The organism is Nonomuraea sp. NPDC049624 (genome assembly GCF_040675255.1).
Taxonomy (GTDB): domain Bacteria; phylum Actinomycetota; class Actinomycetes; order Streptosporangiales; family Streptosporangiaceae; genus Nonomuraea.
In genome coordinates, this window is record NZ_JBFAOR010000009.1 from 340,373 (window position 1) to 357,336 (window position 16,964).

The 16,964-nt window shown below is 71.8% G+C and carries 15 protein-coding genes and 1 pseudogene; 7 read left to right on the forward strand and 9 right to left on the reverse strand.

Going from position 1 to position 16,964, the window contains the following annotated elements; translation table 11 throughout:
- Positions 1–2: 2 nt before the first annotated feature.
- The 4 genes from AB0J76_RS35425 to AB0J76_RS35440 form a co-directional block, all read right to left on the reverse strand.
- Positions 3–953 carry a sugar ABC transporter permease gene (locus AB0J76_RS35425; protein WP_352323591.1) on the reverse strand — a complete coding sequence of 317 codons (951 nt, stop codon included), beginning with the start codon at positions 951–953 and terminating at the stop codon, positions 3–5.
- Complete coding sequence (locus AB0J76_RS35430) at positions 935–2,182, reverse strand: extracellular solute-binding protein (RefSeq protein ID WP_352323590.1); 1,248 nt, start codon at positions 2,180–2,182, stop codon at positions 935–937. Before AB0J76_RS35430 ends, AB0J76_RS35425 begins: the two co-directional genes overlap by 19 nt.
- Positions 2,183–2,397: 215 nt before the next feature.
- Positions 2,398–4,230: a heparinase II/III family protein gene (locus AB0J76_RS35435; protein ID WP_352323589.1), complete on the reverse strand. Its 1,833-nt coding sequence runs from the start codon at positions 4,228–4,230 to the stop codon at positions 2,398–2,400.
- Positions 4,220–5,482 carry an alpha-L-fucosidase gene (locus AB0J76_RS35440; protein WP_352323588.1) on the reverse strand — a complete coding sequence of 421 codons (1,263 nt, stop codon included), beginning with the start codon at positions 5,480–5,482 and terminating at the stop codon, positions 4,220–4,222. The genes AB0J76_RS35435 and AB0J76_RS35440 overlap by 11 nt, the downstream gene beginning before the upstream one ends.
- A 95-nt stretch (positions 5,483–5,577) precedes the next feature.
- Between AB0J76_RS35440 and AB0J76_RS35445 the strand changes: the two genes are divergently transcribed.
- Positions 5,578–6,378, forward strand: coding sequence for a hypothetical protein (locus AB0J76_RS35445; protein WP_352323587.1), 801 nt, complete (start codon positions 5,578–5,580; stop codon positions 6,376–6,378).
- Between the two features lie 45 nt (positions 6,379–6,423).
- On the opposite strand, the gene AB0J76_RS35450 is transcribed toward AB0J76_RS35445, so the two are convergent.
- A complete protein-coding gene (locus AB0J76_RS35450) occupies positions 6,424–7,332 on the reverse strand; it encodes an aldo/keto reductase (protein ID WP_352323586.1) in 909 nt (302 codons plus the stop codon).
- Positions 7,329–9,230 carry a hypothetical protein gene (locus AB0J76_RS35455; RefSeq protein ID WP_352323585.1) on the reverse strand — a complete coding sequence of 634 codons (1,902 nt, stop codon included), beginning with the start codon at positions 9,228–9,230 and terminating at the stop codon, positions 7,329–7,331. Before AB0J76_RS35455 ends, AB0J76_RS35450 begins: the two co-directional genes overlap by 4 nt.
- Before the next feature lie 147 nt (positions 9,231–9,377).
- On the opposite strand from AB0J76_RS35455, the gene AB0J76_RS35460 reads away from it, so the two are divergent.
- The 4 genes from AB0J76_RS35460 (at position 9,378) to AB0J76_RS35475 (ending at position 12,957) form a co-directional block, all read left to right on the forward strand.
- Positions 9,378–10,235: an amidohydrolase family protein gene (locus tag AB0J76_RS35460; RefSeq protein ID WP_352323584.1), complete on the forward strand. Its 858-nt coding sequence runs from the start codon at positions 9,378–9,380 to the stop codon at positions 10,233–10,235.
- A gap of 25 nt (positions 10,236–10,260) precedes the next feature.
- Positions 10,261–11,256 carry an acetylxylan esterase gene (locus AB0J76_RS35465; protein WP_352323583.1) on the forward strand — a complete coding sequence of 332 codons (996 nt, stop codon included), beginning with the start codon at positions 10,261–10,263 and terminating at the stop codon, positions 11,254–11,256.
- A 56-nt stretch (positions 11,257–11,312) separates the two neighbouring features.
- On the forward strand, positions 11,313–12,041 hold the full coding sequence (locus AB0J76_RS35470) for a GntR family transcriptional regulator (protein ID WP_352323582.1): 729 nt from the start codon (positions 11,313–11,315) through the stop codon (positions 12,039–12,041).
- A gap of 70 nt (positions 12,042–12,111) precedes the next feature.
- Positions 12,112–12,957: an SAM-dependent methyltransferase gene (locus tag AB0J76_RS35475; protein ID WP_352323581.1), complete on the forward strand. Its 846-nt coding sequence runs from the start codon at positions 12,112–12,114 to the stop codon at positions 12,955–12,957.
- On the opposite strand, the gene AB0J76_RS35480 is transcribed toward AB0J76_RS35475, so the two are convergent.
- From AB0J76_RS35480 to AB0J76_RS35490, 3 genes are all read right to left on the reverse strand, one after another.
- A complete protein-coding gene (locus AB0J76_RS35480; RefSeq protein ID WP_352323580.1) occupies positions 12,947–13,126 on the reverse strand; it encodes a hypothetical protein in 180 nt (59 codons plus the stop codon). The genes AB0J76_RS35475 and AB0J76_RS35480 overlap by 11 nt on opposite strands.
- Before the next feature lie 51 nt (positions 13,127–13,177).
- Positions 13,178–15,154, reverse strand: a complete 1,977-nt coding sequence (locus tag AB0J76_RS35485) for a right-handed parallel beta-helix repeat-containing protein (RefSeq protein ID WP_352323579.1) — start codon at positions 15,152–15,154, stop codon at positions 13,178–13,180.
- Between the two features lie 195 nt (positions 15,155–15,349).
- Positions 15,350–15,493, reverse strand: coding sequence for an SDR family oxidoreductase (locus AB0J76_RS35490; RefSeq protein WP_352323578.1), 144 nt, complete (start codon positions 15,491–15,493; stop codon positions 15,350–15,352).
- Positions 15,494–15,569: 76 nt separating this feature from the next.
- On the opposite strand from AB0J76_RS35490, the pseudogene AB0J76_RS35495 reads away from it, so the two are divergent.
- Together AB0J76_RS35495 and AB0J76_RS35500 are read left to right on the forward strand one after the other, a co-directional pair.
- A pseudogene (locus AB0J76_RS35495) lies at positions 15,570–15,689 on the forward strand (RNA polymerase subunit sigma-70); the annotation flags it as partial.
- A gap of 215 nt (positions 15,690–15,904) precedes the next feature.
- Entirely contained in the window at positions 15,905–16,912 is a 1,008-nt protein-coding gene (locus tag AB0J76_RS35500; RefSeq protein WP_352328711.1) for an RNA polymerase subunit sigma-70, read from the forward strand.
- The last annotated feature ends 52 nt before the right edge of the window (positions 16,913–16,964 follow it).

Sequence of the window (16,964 nt, forward strand, 5' to 3'; positions counted from 1 at the left end):
CCCTAACTCGTCGTGGCGCGGTCTTGCCGGTTGCGCGCGGCGGTCACCAGCAGGGCGAGGCCGGCGCACACGACCATGAGGAACACGGCCTGCGCGTTGGCGTAACCGACCTTCGTCCCCTCGAAGGACCTGGCCAGGATGAGGAACGAGTACGTCTGCGTGGCGCCCGCGGGCCCGCCGTTGGTGAGGCTCACGACCAGGTCGTAGGTCTTGATCAGGCCGATGAGGTTCAGCACGGTGGCCACGGTCACCACCGGGGAGATCATCGGGATCACCACGCGCAGGTTGGCCTGGCGCCGGGTCGCGCCGTCGATCGCCGCGGCCTCCAGCAGTTCGGCGGGGACCGTCTGGAGCGCGGCGACGAACAACACGACGTTGAACCCGAAGCCGGCCCACACGATCACCGCGATGAGCGAGACCAGGGCGAGGTTCTCCTCGAACAGGAAGCCGACGGGCCCGATGCCGAAGTGCTGCAGTGTGCTGTTGACGGCGCCGTTGGTGCCGAGGATCGCGGCCCAGAGGAAGCCGAGGATCAGCGCGCTGATCACGTGCGGGTAGTAGGCGAGCGTGCGGAAGAACGAGTTCGTCCGCGAGCGCTCCTTGAGCAGCAGCGCGTACGCCAGACCGCCGCCGATCATGAGCAGGGTGCCGGTGACGGCGACGAGGGCGGTCACGTACCAGGCGCCGGTCGAGCTCGGGTCGTCGAACAGGTGCAGGTAGTTCTCGAAGCCGATGAACACCGCGTCGGAGAAGCCGTTCCAGTCCGTCAGGCTCAGGTAGACCGCCACGCCCACCGGGACGACGGTCATCACCGTGTAGACCAGCACGGACGGGGCGACGAGCCCGAAGGTCACCGCCCTGGCCCGGTACCTGGCCGGCAGCCACTCGCGGCGCGGGCGCCGAGGCTCGGACGCCTGCCGCTCCGGCCGCCGGGTCAGCTCTGCGAGTTCCACCACTTGTCCAAACCGGCGGCGACCTGCTCGGCCGTGGCGCCCGTGTACAGCTTCTGCACCTGCGTGTTGAGCTCGGCCGGATAACCCTCGACCGGCTGGCGCTCGCCCGACTTGACCAGGACGGACGGCGCCTCCTCAAGGATCTTCTGGACCTGCGTGCCGAGGCTGGACATCTTGTAGGTGAAGCCCTTGCGCAGGTTGCCGTCGGCGGCGAGCTGGCTCTCGATCGCGGCCGGGTCGGTGACCAGCCACTTCACGAAGTCGATCGCGGCCGTCTTGTGCTTGGAGGCGTTGACGACCACGTACGGGCTGGCGATGTTGCCGTACTGGCCGGTGGGGTACGAGCCGTCGGTCGGCATGGAGAAGACGCCGATCTCGTCGCTCTTCTTGGCCGCGTCGGCGGCCGGGACGAAGAAGGAGCCCATGACGTACATCGCGGACTTGCCGTCGAGGAAGGCCGTCTGCCCGTCGGCGTAGGTCAGGCCGAGCGCGCTCTTGTCGAGGTAGCCCTGGTCGATCCAGCTGCGGAAGCGCTGGAGGTACTTCAGGTAGTCGCCGGTGGCGAAGGAGACCTGGTTCTGCTTGCGCTTGACCGTCCAGTCGGGGTCGGCGGTGAGCACGCCGGAGTCGGCGATCAGGGAGAACTGCGCTCCCGGCACCCACTGCCCGGCGCTCTGCAGCGGCGTGTAGCCGGCGCTCTTCAGCTTGGCCATGGCGTCCTGGAACTGGTCGAGCGTCTTGATGGCGGTGGCGTCGAGACCGGCCTTGGCGAAGGCGGCCTTGTTGTAGAAGACCAGCGACTGGATCTGCTGGCCGACGCCGACCAGGTAGCGCTTGCCGTCCACGGCGTACTGGTCGGCCAGCGGGGTCTGGGCGGTCCACGCCTCGCCGGTGAGGTCGGCGAACAGCGCGGCGTTCTCCTTCGTCGGGGTGATCTGCTGGGCGATGTCCGGCGGGTCGCCGGCGGCGAGGTCCTGGGTGAGCTTGGCGGTCGCCGAGACGGTCCCGGTGAGCTCCAGGTTGACCTTCACCCCCGGGTGGCTCTGCTCGTACTTCGCGAACAGTCCCTTCCAGTACTGCTCGGTCAGGTTCGGGCTGATGTTGACGATGATCCGCAGAGTCGTGGCGCCGGCCTGCGCCGGGTCCTCGCCGCCGCAGGCGGTGGCCGCGGCCACCGCGGTGGTGGCGGCCACCGCGACCGCGCACGCCCGGCGCAACTGTGTTCCCATATCCGCTGCACGCTCCAATTGCATAGTCATGACCGGTGGAAGGTCGGGGGTGGACTGGCCGTCTTCGGGAGCCGCCCGCCCGGGGGCCACCTGGGTGAGGGGGTCGGGCTGCGCGGGCCGGCGTGGCGGCTCGACACGATCGACGCGGCGACATCGACCACCGTCTACGTCCATCGCCTATCGATAGGTGATGTTATGTGGCATACCTAACTTGTTCAAGAGTCATTTCGTGAGTGCCGGCGAAAGCTCACGGCGAACCGGCCGCCGCTCCCCGGGCCGGTGACGGCCAGCGTCAGCCGGGTCAGCCGGGAGCCCCAGCTGCGCGCGAGGCGCGGGTCGTCGATGTCCCGGTGCTCGACGGACGCGACGCCGACGGCGGGGTCCCAGCGCAGTTCGAGCGGCGGTCCCCCCTCCGCCGTGACGACCGCCCGGCCCGGCTCGCACGCGACCTCGCCGGCGAGAACGTGCCGGAACAGCACCGTCCGCGGGCCCGCGGCCCATGTGTCCTCGACGGTGACGGACGGCTCCGGGCCGTCGCGCACCAGCCGGACGACCCGCTCCCAGCGGGTGAGCAGACCCGCCGGATAGGCGGCGCTCAGGTCCGCCCGCAGGACGGCCTGGCCCTCGTCGAACCGGACGGCGACGTCCCGCGCGCCGTGCTCGGCCCCCGGGAGCTGCCCGTGCCCCGGTTCCGGCACGTTGTGCCAGGCGCTCTGGAACGGCCACTCCTCGTAGCGGCGCGGGCCGAAGGTCGCGGCGGTGTAGGTCGGCTGGCCGACGTCCACGACCATCGGCCGTCCGTCGAGCGCCACCCAGTAGGAGCCGACGTCGAGGTGGTTGTGGTGCTCGCCGTTGTGGCCGGCCTTCGCCGCCACGGTCAGCCCGTCCGCGCTCCCGGCCCGCTCGCGCGCGACCATGACCTGGACGCGCGGCAGCCAGCATTCGCGGGCCAGCCAGGGCGAGCCGTCCGGCGTCCCGCCGGACGTGACCGCCCGGCACCATCGCCGGTCGGCCAGCGCGGTCATGGCGCGCCCGAGCCCGGCCCTGGGCTGGACGACGCCGCCGGACCCGCGTGCGGCGGCCACCGCGTACGCCACGGTCCCCGGTTGCCCCAGGCGCTCGCCCCAGCGGAAGAGCACCTGCCACGGCCGCTCGCCGGAGAGCCGGGCGGGAGCGTCGCCGGTGTTGACGTACCAGTCCGCGCCGAGGTGCATGCGCGGCGGATAGGCGAGCAGGGCGGGCAGCACCGGCGGGCCGGGGTCCTCCAGCAGGTCCAGCGCCTCCAGCAGCCGGCACGCCCCCTGCCACCAGTACGCGATGCCCTCGTCGATCCCGCCGTCGTCGGGCAGCCCGGCGACGTAGTGGTCCAGCCCCTCGGCGGCCAGGCGTACCAGGCGCTCCCGCCGCCGGACGTCGTCGCAGAGCAGCCGCGCGGCCGCCAGGACGGCGCCGTGGATCCAGGGGTTCCAGTTGTTGGCCCGGCCGTCGCGGCCGATCCAGTGCCAGTCGCGCACCCGCTCGAACGGCGTGAGCACCCGCCGGTCGGCCTCGCGGCGCAACCTGCGGCGCAGCCCCGGCGCCCGGATGTCCAGATGCGGGCCCAGCGCGTGGTCGGCCCAGGCGAACAGCGTCGCGATCTCGGCCGCGCCCAGATCGAGGAAGGGGTCGTCGGGATCGGGCACGACCTCGCCCCGGGCCGCGGCCCCGCGATCGTGCGGCGCCCAGCACCACGTGCTCGTCTCGGCGAGCGCCATCAGCCCGTCCACGACGGCGTCCAGGTGCGGGCACGCTCCGGGGGGCGCGGTCGCGGGGGCCACCTCGCCGGTGAGCACGGCGGCGAGGGCGAGGACGTCCACGCGTTCGCGCAGCCGCCGCGTCTTGTCCTCGTGGACGGCCCGCGCCCCGTCGCGGAACGTCCGGGCCCAGTCGTCCAGGGACAGGTGCGGGGCCGGCCGGGCCAGCTCCTCGGCCGCGGCGGCCAGGACGGCGTCGCGGGCCCCGGCGGGCGCCGCGTCCCACACCGGCCGCGCGGTGACGTCAGGAACCATCGTCGTCGCGCAGCACGAGCTCGACGACCGGCAGCGGCACGTCCGGTGCGGCGACGGGCAGGGTCAGCGTGAGCGTGCCCGGCGGCTGGCTCGGCAGGGCGAGGTTGTTGTGCTCGTGCTGGTCCCCGTCCGCCTGGTGGAAGCGCACCTCGGAGCCGTCGTGGAGGAACTGGGCGTAGCGTACGCGTCCGGCGAGGCCGGGCAGGTGGACGTGCTTGAGCGGCCAGGACAGCAGGTGCAGGTAGAGGCGGCCGGCCCGCTGGGTGTAGAGGGCGTTGGGCGGCGGGGTGAACGGGCTCGGCCCCGCGCCGTGCACGGCCCTGGCGTGCAGGGACATCCACTCCCCGATCGCGGCCAGCGTGTGCCGGGCCCGCGGGTCGAGCGCGCCCCGGCCGGTGGGCCCGACGTTGAGCAGCAGGTTGCCGGCGCACGCGACGGACTGGACGAGCATCCGGATCAGCAGCGCCGGGTCCTTGTAGTCGTGGTTGTCGCGGTCGTACCCCCAGGACCCGTTGAGCGTGTGGCACGCCTCCCACCTGACCTGGACGCCGTCGCGGGTGAGCGGCCGGTCGGGCTGGTACTGCTCGGGCGTCACGTAGTCGCCGGGGATGCCGAGGCGGTCGTTCACCACGATCTGCGGGTTCAGAGCGCGCACGGTCGCCATCAGCTCCTCCGCACCCCAGTCGGCGGGCCCCTTCGCCGGGTAGGTGAAGTCGAAGAAGAGCAGGTCGATCGGGCCGTACCCGGTCAGCAGCTCGCGTACCTGCCCGTTCATGTACGCCCGGTAGCGGGCCATGTCGCGCGTGGCGTTCGCGTCCGGCGGCGCGCTGTCACGCAGCGGGTGGTACTGGTCGATGGTGAAGTCGGGGTGACGCCAGTCGAGCAGCGAGTAGTAGAGCCCCACGCGCAGGCCCTCGGCCCGCATGGCCGCGGCGAACTCGGCGACCAGGTCCCGGCCGGCCGCGCGGACGCTGGTGTAGCCGGTGAGCTCGGAGTCGAACAGGCAGAACCCGTCGTGGTGCTTGGCGGTCAGCACCGCGTAGCGCATCCCGGCGGCGCGGGCGTTCCTGGCGAGCTCGGCCGCGTCGAACAGGTCGGGATCGAACTGTTCCAGGTAGCGGTCGTAGTCCTCGTCCGGCATCTTCTCCCGGCTGCGCACCCACTCGTGCCGGGCGGCGAGGCTGTAGAGCCCGAAGTGGACGAACATCCCGAACCGCGCTTCCTCGAACCACTCCGTCGGCCCCGCCGGCATCCCGGTCTCCTCTCACGGTTGACAGCCCTCATCGGTCGGCAGTTACATCTACCATCGATAGGCGATAATTGTCGATGTGTTGGGATGAGGCAGAAATGAGCACGAACGGGCATGTCGGGGCCCCGGGAACCGGCGTCTACGAGACGATGCTGGGGCCGGCGCACTCCTCGCCCTTCGTCCGGCCCGGCGCGGGCCTGGTGGACGCCCTCGCGGACGTGAGCGCCGCCACCGCCTGCGCCAAGCTCCACCAGATGGGCATCACCCGGACCTTCATCGACGGCCCCGTCCCCCTGCACAGGGAGCCCGGTGTGCGGATCACCGGCGGCGCCGTGACCCTGCAGTTCCTGCCCCAGCGCGAGGACGTCTTCTCCGGCACCGGACAGGAGGACGCCGAGCGCAAGACCGCGCTGTGGGCGGTGCTGGAATCCATCCGGCCCGGCGACGTGCTGGTCATCTCCGCGCAGGCCAGCCACTTCACCGGCTGCCTCGGCGACATGCTCGTCCGCTACTTCAAGCTGCGCGGCGGGGCCGGCATCGTCGTGGACGGCCGGGTGCGCGACGCCGCGCGGGTGCGCGCGCTCGGCGTGCCGATCTGGTGCACGGGGGTGACGCCGCACTACGCCTCGCAGGCCGAGCTGTTCCCCTCGGCCTTCAACGTCCCGGTCGGGGTGGGCGGCACGCTGGTGACGCCCGGCGACCTCATCGTCGCCGACGAGGACGGGGCGGTCGTCGTCCCGCAGCGCAGCGCCATGGCGGTGGCCGAGGACTCCCTCCTGCACCAGGACCGCGAGGAGTTCGCCCGCCGCCGCCTGGACGAGGGCGGCCGGCTGTCGGACTACTACCCGCTGACCGGAGCCGGCCTCGCCGAGTACCTGGCCGCCCGCGAGACCGACTGAGAGACGGGGGGCGGGGCGGCGAACCCGCCCCGCCGGGGTCTTCCTCTATCCGTCCAGCAGCTCGGGAGGGACGAAGCCCTCCTCGGCGAGCCGGCGCCACAACTCCGGCGGGATCTCCGTACGCGAGGCGGCCGCGTTGCCCTTCACCTCGGCCGCCGACCGGCAGCCCACCACGACCGACCGCACGGCGGGATGGAGGAAGGGGAACTGCACGGCCGCCGCGGCGAGCGGCACCCCGAACTCCGCGCAGACGGCGCGGCAGCGCTCGGCCCGAGCCAGCACGCCGCCCGGCACCGGCCGGTAGTTGTACATGGCCCCAGGACGCGGGTCTGCGAGCAGGCCGGTGTTGAAGACGCCGCCCACGACCACCGCCGTGCCGGTCTTCAGGCACAGCGGCAGCAGGGTCGTCAGCGCGTCGTGGTCGAGCAGTGAGAACCGCCCGGCGATGAGGACGACGTCCACGTCGAACTCGGCCACGTACGCGGCCAGCGGTTCGCTGTGGTTCATGCCGAAGCCGACGGCGCCGGCCAGCCCCTCCTCCCGCAGCCTGCGCACGGCCGGGTAGGCGGTACGGCGCACGTCGTCGGGGAAGTCGTCGGGGTCGTGCAGGTACAGGATGTCGACGGAGGGCCGCCGGAGCCGTTCCAGGCTGGACTCCAGCGACCGGCGGATGCCGTGCTCCGTCCAGTCGGTGACCACCGTCTGCCCGGGGCGCAGCAGCCAGCCCGCCTTGGTCGAGATCACCGGCTCGGCGGCGTCGCCACCGGTCGCGAGCGCGCGGCCGAGCCGTTCCTCGGCGACCCCGTGCCCGTAGCGGGGCGCGGTGTCGAAGTAGGTGACGCCCTCCTGGACGGCGGCGGCCACCGTGGCGGCCGCGTCCTGCTCGGAGACGTCCTGGAACAGGTTGCCGATGGGGGCGGTGCCGAGGCCCAGCCGCGGCAGCTCGGCCCTCATCGCCGCACCTCCATCGGCGGAGCCTCGTACGTGGGTCTCCCGCCGCGCAGCGTCATCGTCAGCGTGAGCCGTACGTGCGTAGAGCCGGGCAGCCGCACGTGGACATGCGGCCCCTCGACCGGTGTGGGCGGCTCGTCGTCGGCGCGGACCTCGTGGATGACGTGCTCGGCGAACGTGCCCGCCTGCACCACGAGCGAGCGCGGAGCCTCGCCGAGGTTGGCCAGCTCGACCACGGTGTGCCCGGCGTCGATGCTCGTGACCAGCGCGGCGACGTCGGCGGGCAGGCCCGGACGGCGCTCCTCCGCGTCGAAGTACCGCAGGTGCATCTGCGCCAGCGCGCCGTTGTAGAGCACCTGCGGGGATCCGGTGGTCAGCTGCAGCAGCGCCTCCGTGACGACCGGGTTGCGGTCCTGCCAGTCGTGGATGCCGAACGCGTCGGGGCCGACGGCGGGGTCCACCGGGTCGGCCGCGATGGACTCCAGCCGCTGGGCGCAGGTGTCGATGGCGCTGCGCAGCATCCGCTCGGGGAAGCCGGGGTTGCGGCCGGCGAGGTACTCGTACCAGGGCTCCTCGTGCCCGGACTCCTCCTTGGTGCGCTGGGTGTGCACCGCCGTCCAGTCCCAGCTCGCCTCCTCGCGCAGCCGGTCGACGCGTTCCCGGTCGGCGGCGGCCCGGCTGAACTGCCACAGGGCAACCGGCAGCTGGGTCGGCATGATGTTGTGGTCGAACCACCCGGAGTCGTCGCGGCGCATGGGCGCCATGAGCGTCGGCTCGTGCTCCAGCCCGCGCAGGTGGGGCCGCCAGCGCTTGGTGACGGTGGAGACGTCGGCGGGGCGGCGCCGTTCGGCCCGGCCGAGCACGACGTCCAGCGGGTTCCTGGCCAGGTCCAGGTAGGACGCGTCACCCGTCAGCAACATGGCGTTGGACGCGCCGACGATCGCCGCCGTCCCGACGGGTGGCAGGCCGTGCGGCCAGGACCAGCCGTAGTGGCCGCCGTACCAGCGGCCGTCCAGGTGCTCGCCGACCACGCCGTGCAGGCCGGCGTTGTCGGGGACGACGTCGCGGCCGTCCAGCCGCCGCCGCCAGGCGTCGACGTACTCCACCACCCAGTCGGCGTGGCGGGACTCGCCGCCGAGCAGGTAGGCGTTGGTGACGAGGCTGGTCGCACAGAGGTTGACGATCGTGTCGCCGCGGCCCATGCGCTCCCACATCACGCGGCCGTACGCGCGGGCCCGCGCCGGATCGGCGGCCAGGTCGTCGAAGGGCGCGGCCTCGTCGATCCAGTCCAGGGGCAGCCCGTAGGGGCGCAAGGCCAGGCTCCACGGGAAGTACACGTCGTGGTCGCTGAAGCCCCAGCGCGGGCCGGCGGCGCCGTTGTGCGGCGCGCGGATGATCCGGTGCTCGGGGTCGTAGTTGGGGCCGCCGGGCAGGTAGAGGTCGGCGAAGCGCCCGGCCAGCGCCCTGAGCTCGCCGTCATCGGGCGAGGCGAGGCAGAGCCCGTAGAACAGCAGCATGCCCTCGCCCTGGTGGAACCAGTCGTAGCCGCGCTCGAACCCCTCGACCAGCATGCCCATCCCGGTCAGCTGGGCGGTGACGCCCCGCCAGTGCCGCCGCGCCGCCGCCAGGACGTCCGCGCTGCCGCCGAGCAGGTACAGCGTGGGCCAGTTGAAGAACGCCTCGTAGAAGTCGTCGACCCCGTCGCGGCCGTCGAGCCCCTCCCCCAGCGTGTCGCGGAAGACCAGCCGGCCGTCGTCCTCGGTGTAGCGGTCGGCGAAGATCCGCCACGCCTTGTCCTGGACGGCGAACAGCTCCCGCTCCAACACGGCCCACCGCGGCGGAGTCGCCAGTCCGCGGGAGGCCCGCACCTCCGGCACGCGCGTGGCGTCGAAGGCCGTCACCGCCTGCCACCCCGCTCTGCCGCGCCGCCGGGACGTCTTGCTGCCATGCGCATGAGAACACCTGTAATCGCTGATCGATAGCCGATGATTAGAATCATCATGAGCTCGGATCAACGTGTCAATACTGGCCGAACATACGGAGCACAGGTGATCGACTGCCACGCCCACCTCTGGGACCTCGACGGCGGCTATCCGTGGATCACACCGGAGTCGCCCCACCACCGGTCGTTCACGGCCGGCGACCTGGCCGCGGCGGGCGACGGCCTCGGCCTGACCGGGACGATCCTGGTCGAGGCGTCCAGGGGCGACCGCGGCGAGACCTGGCGGCTGCGCGACCTGCACCTGCGTCACCCCGGCCTGATCACCGGGCACGTCGGCAACCTCAACGTCCACGCCGGGATCGAGCCGTCCCGGTTCCGGGAGCTCATGGACGAGGCCCGGCCCAACGGGATGCGGCTCGGCGGCCCCTCGTGGGCGGCCACGCCCGCCTCGGCCCGCGCGCTCGTCCCCGTGCTGGCCGAGCTCGGGGTGGCGCTCGAACTCAACCTGCACGCCGCCGCCGTCGGCGTCGCGGCCGAGGTCGCCGCGCGGCACCCGGAGCTGACCGTGGTCGTCGACCACCTCGGCAACCCCCCGAACCTGCTGGCGGCCGATCCGGAGGAGTGGCGCGAGCACGTGCGGCGGGCGGCCCGCACCCCGAACGTGATCATGAAGATCTCCGGCCTGCTCACCCAGCAGCACGGCGTGCCACCGGAGCGGGTGGCCGGCCTGGTCGCCCACGTGGTCGAGGCGTTCGGTCCCGACCGGTGCGTCGTCGGGTCCGACTGGCCGATCTGCCTGCCCCGCGGGTCCCGCGCGGAGTCGTTGCGGCTCTCGACTCTCGGGCTCGCCGGGCTGACGGCCGGGGAGCGCGTACGGGTGCTGCGCACGACCGCCGAGCGCGCGTACCGCCTGGCACCTCCGGTTGACAACGCTCCGGAGCCCCTGCTTCGATGCGACAGTTGATCGATAAGCGATGATTGGTTGATCGATGGCCCATTTCGACCTCCCCCAGGACCAGCTCGAACGGTACCTGCCGACCCTGCCGGAACCGGCGGACCTCGATGCGTTCTGGGCGAAGACCCTCGCCGGGACCAGCGGCGTCGACCTCGCCATGACGGCCGAGCCGGCGCCGAACGGGCTGGCGACGATCGACACCTTCGACGTCACCTTCGCGGGCTACGGCGGCCACCCCGTCAAGGGCTGGTTGCACCTGCCGGTGACCAGGACCGGCCCCCTTCCCGCCGTCGTGGAGTACCTCGGCTACGGCAGCGGCCGCGGCGTGGCCCACGAGAAGCGGCTCTGGGCGTGCGCCGGTTACGCGCACTTCGTCATGGACACCCGCGGCCAGGGCGCCGAGACGCCCGACCCCGATCCCGCGACCGGCGACGTCGCGGCCCCCGGATTCCTGACCCGCGGCGTGCTCGACCCGGAGCGGTACTACTACCGCCGCCTGTACACCGACGCCGTGCGGGCCGTCGCGGCGGTGCGCACGCATCCGGAGGTGGACGCCTCCAGGATCGCGGTGACCGGGACCAGCCAGGGCGGCGGGATCGCGCTGGCCGCGGCCGGGCTCGTCCCCGACCTCGTGGCGGTCATGCCGGACGTGCCGTTCCTGTGCCACTTCGGGCGCGCGACGACGTTCACCGACCAGCCGCCGTACGTGGAGTTCACCCGGTTCGTGAAGCTGCACCGGGAACACGCCGAGACGGCGATGCGCACCCTGTCGTACTTCGACGCCGCGACGCTCGCCCGCCGGGCCAACGCGCCGACGCTCTTCTCCGTCGGCCTCATGGACCGCATCTGCCCGCCCTCGACGGTGTACGCGGCCTTCAACCACTACGGCGCGCTGCACGACCTGCCCCCGGCGCGCAAGCGGATCAGCGTCTACCCGTTCAACGACCACGAGGGCGGCGGCCCGGCGCACGAGGCCGTCAAGCTCGCCTGGCTGGCGGATCGGCTGCAATCGATACCTGCTAACCGATGATCGCGTATCATGACACCGGGGACCGGGGACGCGCGAGATCGCATGATGAGGACTTCATGGCATCGACACGGCAAGCCAACAGTGACTTCGCCTCCAGACTGGCCACGAGCAAAGACTCGGTCCGTCCCACCTTGATCTCCGATCGGGTGTACGAGCTGCTCCGGCAGGCCATCGTCGAGGGCGACCTCGCGCCGAACGAGCGCGTGGTGGAGTCGGAGATCGCACGCCGTCTGGGCGTGAGTCAAGCGCCGGTTCGCGAAGCCGTCAAGCAGCTGGCCCGCGAGGGGCTGCTCGTGCACGTGCCGCGCCGCGGCAACTTCGTCGTCGAGATCTCCACCGAGCACGCCGAGTACGCCCGCCAGGTGCGCGAGCCGCTCGAACGCCTCGCCGCCCAGCTCGCCGCGGGGCACGTCACCGACGACCAGCTCCGCGAGCTGGAGGACCTCGTCGAGCAGATGCACCAGGCCGTGGCGATGAACGACGTCGGCAAGTTCCGCGACATCGACATCGCCTTCCACACCAGGGTCAGCCAGATCGCGGGCAACCCGTTCCTGACCCGGATGTGGGAGGTCCTCGAACCGAGCCTGCGCGCGCTGCGCGCCATCGCCGACCCGCTCTTCGACGGCGACTGGCACGCGATGGCCGACGAGCACGGCCGCCTGGTCTCGCTGCTGCGCGACGGCGACCCCGCCAAGGCGGCCGAGGCGTTCGCCGACCATTCCGCGGGCCGCTCCCCCGTCCCCGACCGCCGCGCCCGCAAGAAGAGCAAGCCCTCCTCGCGCTGAGCCCAGGATGTTGTCGTTCCAGGTGGCATTCGCCGGATTCCGCCGCCTGAATCCCGCTAACGTGGGGCGCATGGCAGTTGATCAACATGGAGGTGCGGGGGTGGCCGGCGACGGGCGTACGGCGGTCGATCTCAAGACGAACGTGCCGCACTCGGCGCGGGTCTACGACTACCTCCTGGGCGGCAAGGACAACTTCGCGGCCGACCGCGCGGCGGCCGAGGAGGTCATCAAGATCGCCCCGTACATGCCGACGTCCGTGCGCGCCAACCGCGACTTCATGGTCAGGGTGACCCGCCACCTGGCGGCCGAGCGCGGCGTCGACCAGTTCATCGACATCGGCACCGGGCTGCCCACCTCGCCCAACCTGCACGAGGTGGCCCAGCGGGCTCACCCCGCCGCCCGGATCATCTACGTGGACAACGACCCGCTCGTCCTCGTCCACGCCCGCGCCCTGCTCACCAGCACCCCGGAGGGCCGGACCCGCTACATCCAGGCCGACCTGAACGACCCGGAGGCCATCATCGGCTCGGCCGAGGTCCGCGACACCTTCGACTTCACCCGTCCCGTCGCGCTGTGCCTGATCGCGGTGGTGCACTTCATCCGCGACGACGCCGCCGTCCGCTCGATCATCGAGCACCTGATGAAGCCGCTGCCGCCGGGCAGCTTCCTGGCCCTGTCCACCATCACGCTCGACAGCGCGCCGAGCCGGCTGGTGAGCGAGGCCGTCGCCCAGTACAACCGGCGCGGCATCATGTCCAAGGCCCGTACCAGGGCGCAGATCGAGGAGCTCTTCTCCGGATTCGAGCTCATCGAGCCGGGTGTGGTGCCGGTGCACCGGTGGCGGCCCGACGACCGGGCGCTGCTCGTGGAGGACTCCATGGTCTCCATGTACGGCGGCCTCGCCGTCAAGGCCTGACCGGCCCTCGCAGGACGGCGGCGAGGATCCTGAACTCGGCGATGCGGAGAAGGCGCGCGGCCAGGGCGTAGAGGGCTCGTGCGGCGGCGGCCGAGGCGTTGCCGTGGGAGAACAGCGCGGTGGTCAGCTGCGGGCCGAGCACGACGAGGGCCGCGGCGACAGGGACCACGACCGCGTCGGGCCGAGGCCCCCGTCAGAGGGGCCTCGGTGTTGTTCATGCTTACGGCGTTTGCGCGGCACGCATCGCCACGTCGTCGATCCGGAACGCGGACCCGGTGGGGGCGCTCCAGACGAAGGTCCAGTCGACGCGGGTCGCGCCCGCCGGCGCGGTGAACGTGCCGGCCGCCTCGGTCCAGGCCGTCTTCCGGGGCAGGGAGACGGGGTCGGTACGCAGCACCGCGCCGTCCTCGTCGCGCCAGCGCACGTTCCAGGTGACAGTGGGCATGGTGGCCACGGCCTCCCGGTACCACAGCGACACGCGGTAGCTCTTACCGGCGATCACACCGCTGTATCCGGGGTACTTGTCGAGCGCCACCGCGCTGCCGGACCCCTCGGTGCTGGTCAGCTGCAGCGAGCCGGTGCCGCCGTGCGCGTCGCCGGTCTGGTGCGCCAGGCTGGATCCGTACCAGGCGGAGTAGGGCGCCGTCGAGACGTCCTCGAAGGTCTGCTCGGTGAGCGGCGGCACCTCGGGCGCCTTGCCGTCGAACGTGCTGCCGGCGTCCTGGCCGTACTGGGGACCGACCCACTCCGCGGCCGTGACGCGCCTGCCCATGTCGTAGATCCTGAACTGCCACGGTCCCGTGTAGGTGTTGTCGTGCCAGGAGTTGTTCGACTCGAAGACGATCGACTTCTCGATCTTCTCTCCCAGGTACGGCGACCAGTCCGGGTGCGCCGTGCCCCAGTTGGACAGCAGGCTCATCTGGCCGCAGTACTGCGTCGAGCAGCCGCCGTCGACGGCGCCGGGTGCGAAGGAGAACGTGTTGTGGTGGATGTCGAGGTTCTTCGTCCACCAGCGGCAGTCGGTGTAGAGCGGCTGGTCCTTGATGGCGGGCGGCGAGCACTTCGAGGTGTTGGCCGGCCCGACGATCAGGGTGCAGTCGCTGGTGGTCGAGGCCGCGCTGCCGCAGAACCGGTCGGCGTTCGCCCACGCGGTGATGCCGCCCCAGTTGTTCTCCAGCAGGTTGCCGGTGACCTCGATCTTGCCGGTGCGCGCCGGGATGCGCGGCTCGCCGTCCGCCTCGGACAGGTAGATCGCCGCGTCGGGGAACGAGTCGCCCTTCGCAGCCCGCTCGGCACCCGCCTTCCAGGTGTTGCGGCGCAGGGTGTTGTTGCGGATCACGGCGTTGTAGCTGATCTCGTAGAAGATCCCGATCGAGTCGTTGTCCTCGATGAGGTTGTTCTCGATGAGGAAGTCGTTGTTGTTGGTGTCCGCCCAGATCCCCGGCCCGTGGTTGTGGTGCACCCAGTTGCCGGTCACGTCGGCGCCGTTCACCGCCCAGAACTTCAGGCCACCGGTGCATCCGCACCCTTGGCCCTGGTGTTCCCAGTCGTCGGTGTTGTTGCCGGTGACCTCGTTGTCCGCCACCACCAGGCCGGTGATGTGGTCGCCGTGCTGGGACGCGTTCAGGCCGAGCTGGCCGTTGTCCCTGATGCAGTTGCCACGGATCTGGTTCCTGGCCCCGGCCATCAGCGCCGCGCCGGAGTTGTCACGGAACGTGTTGTGCTCCAGGACCCAGTCGTCGGCGGCGCTGTGGTTGACCACGGCCTCCTCCTGCGGCGCCACGAACCCGGTGACGGTCAGGTACCGGATGGTGACCCCGGTCGCCGTGTCACCGAACGCGTACTGGTTCACGCCCTTCCCGTCGAGCACCGCGCCGGGCGCGCCGATGAACGTCGCGTTGTCACCGGGCAGGATCTGGGCGTATTGGGCGGGCTCCAGGGTGTGCGTGCCGGTCTCGAAGTAGTACGTGGTGTTCGCCTTGCGTAAGTCCACGCCGCTGTTGTCGCCGGCGGGCACCACGACCGCGCCGGCCGGCGGTGTGGCGGGGCCGTTCAGCGACGCGCTACCGCAGACCGCGGCTTTGGCCGCCGTCGTTCCCGCGGTTGCGGTCGTCGCCTTGGCCGCCGGGTCGCCGGCGTCGCCACTCGCCGGCGTAGCGCCGCCCATGACGACAGCGGCGAGGGCCACCAACGCCATTGGCCACGTTCTTCTCATTCATGTTCTCCTCGGGTTTCGGCCAGCCTTTACTGCCTTTGACTGCTGGCCGTCGTCACTGTAGCCCGCGTCCGCTCACAAGATCGAAGCTTGGACAAATTGGACAAATCAATCGGGTCCCGCGCGAAGCCGGGCGCAGGTTCCCCGCCGGGCTGCAGCCGGGGCCGAGGCTGGTCCTCACGCGCCGGCGCCACCGTCCACCGGCACGATCGCGCCGGTCACCATCGAGGCCCGGTCGCTGAGCAGCCACGCGGCCACCTCGGCGACCTCGCGCGGCTCGGCCATCCGTCCGAGCGGCACCGTCCAGGAGATCGGCCACATCCTGGGCAAGTCAGCCGACGCCGCCAAGATGATCGCCAGCCGCGCCCTGCTGGGGACACCCGGCGACGAGCCCACGCCGGACGAGCAGGCGGCGCTGGCCGACTCGGTCGGCCTCGCCCTCCTCGTGGTGCTCGACTCGCTCACCCCGAGCGAGCGGCTGGCGTTCGTGCTGCACGACCTGTTCTGGGTCCCGTTCGCCCGGCGCGCGAGGAACCTCATCCTCTACAGCGCGCCGCCGGGCTCCCCTGACGCCGAGGCCCTGGCGCTTCTGGACGTCCTCGGCCCCGACTACGTCAAGGCGAGCGGCCCTCCCTGACGAACGGCCCGGTGTCAGCGGCTGCACCGCTCAGAAATCCTCCGCCACGTCGTCAGTACTGACAGCCCTCGCCACCCGCGGAAGGATTGACGACCATGACCGACGCCAGACTGCCGGCCGACGACGGGGCCGCGTTCATCGCGGCGGCCCGCTCGGACGACGCGGCAGAGTTCGCGCTCATCACCGAGCCCTACCGGCACGCGCTCCAGGTGCACTGCTACCGGATGCTCGCCAACTACGAGGACGCCCAGGACATGACGCAGGAGACGTTCCTGCGGGCGTGGAACAGGCGGGAGTCGTTCAAGGGTCACGCCGCGCTGCGGACCTGGCTGTACCGGATCGCGACGAACGCCTGCCTGGACTTCCTGGACAAGCGCAACGACCGCATGCCCGTGCCCGCCGAGCTGCCGGGCGCGGGCTCGGAGGTGCACCACCTGCAGCCCTACCCGGACCGGATGCTCCCGGTGGACCCGCAGGAGTCGGTGGTGGCGCGGGAGACGATCGAGCTGGCGTTCATCGTCGCCGTCCAGCACCTGCCGCCGCGGCAGCGAGCGGTGTTCGTGTTGCGCGACGTCCTCGGCTGGCCGGCCTCGAAGGCCGCCGGCGCCCTCGAACTGACCGTCGCGTCGGTGACCAGCGCGCTGCAGCGGGCGCGCGTGACGGTGCGCGAGCAGCTGCCCGGCCGCCGCCTCGACTGGCGAAGCCCGGCCACGCACGAGCTGTCGCAGGACGAGCGCGGCGTGGTGAAGTCGTACATGGACGCCCATGAACGCAACGACCTCGACGGGCTGACGGCCCTGCTCCGCGACGACCTGCGCTTCACGATGCTGCCCGAGCCGGGCACTTCGACCGTCACGGCCAGGGACGCGGTGGACGGCTGGGTCTCCCACGGCCTCTTCCAGCGCGGCTACGACGACTGGCGCTGCATCGCCACGACGGTCAACCTCATGCCCGCCGCCGTGTTGTACCGCCGCACCGCCGACGACCCGCGACACCGTCTGTTCAACATCGCGGTGCTGCACATCGTCGACGGGAGGATCGCCGAGCTCACCGGGTTCGACGCCACCGGCAAACCATGGCTGGGCCTGCCCGCGACGCTGTGACCGGACAGGGCCGGCGCACGGGCCGGCCTCGCCGTCCTCCTCGTCCTCAGCG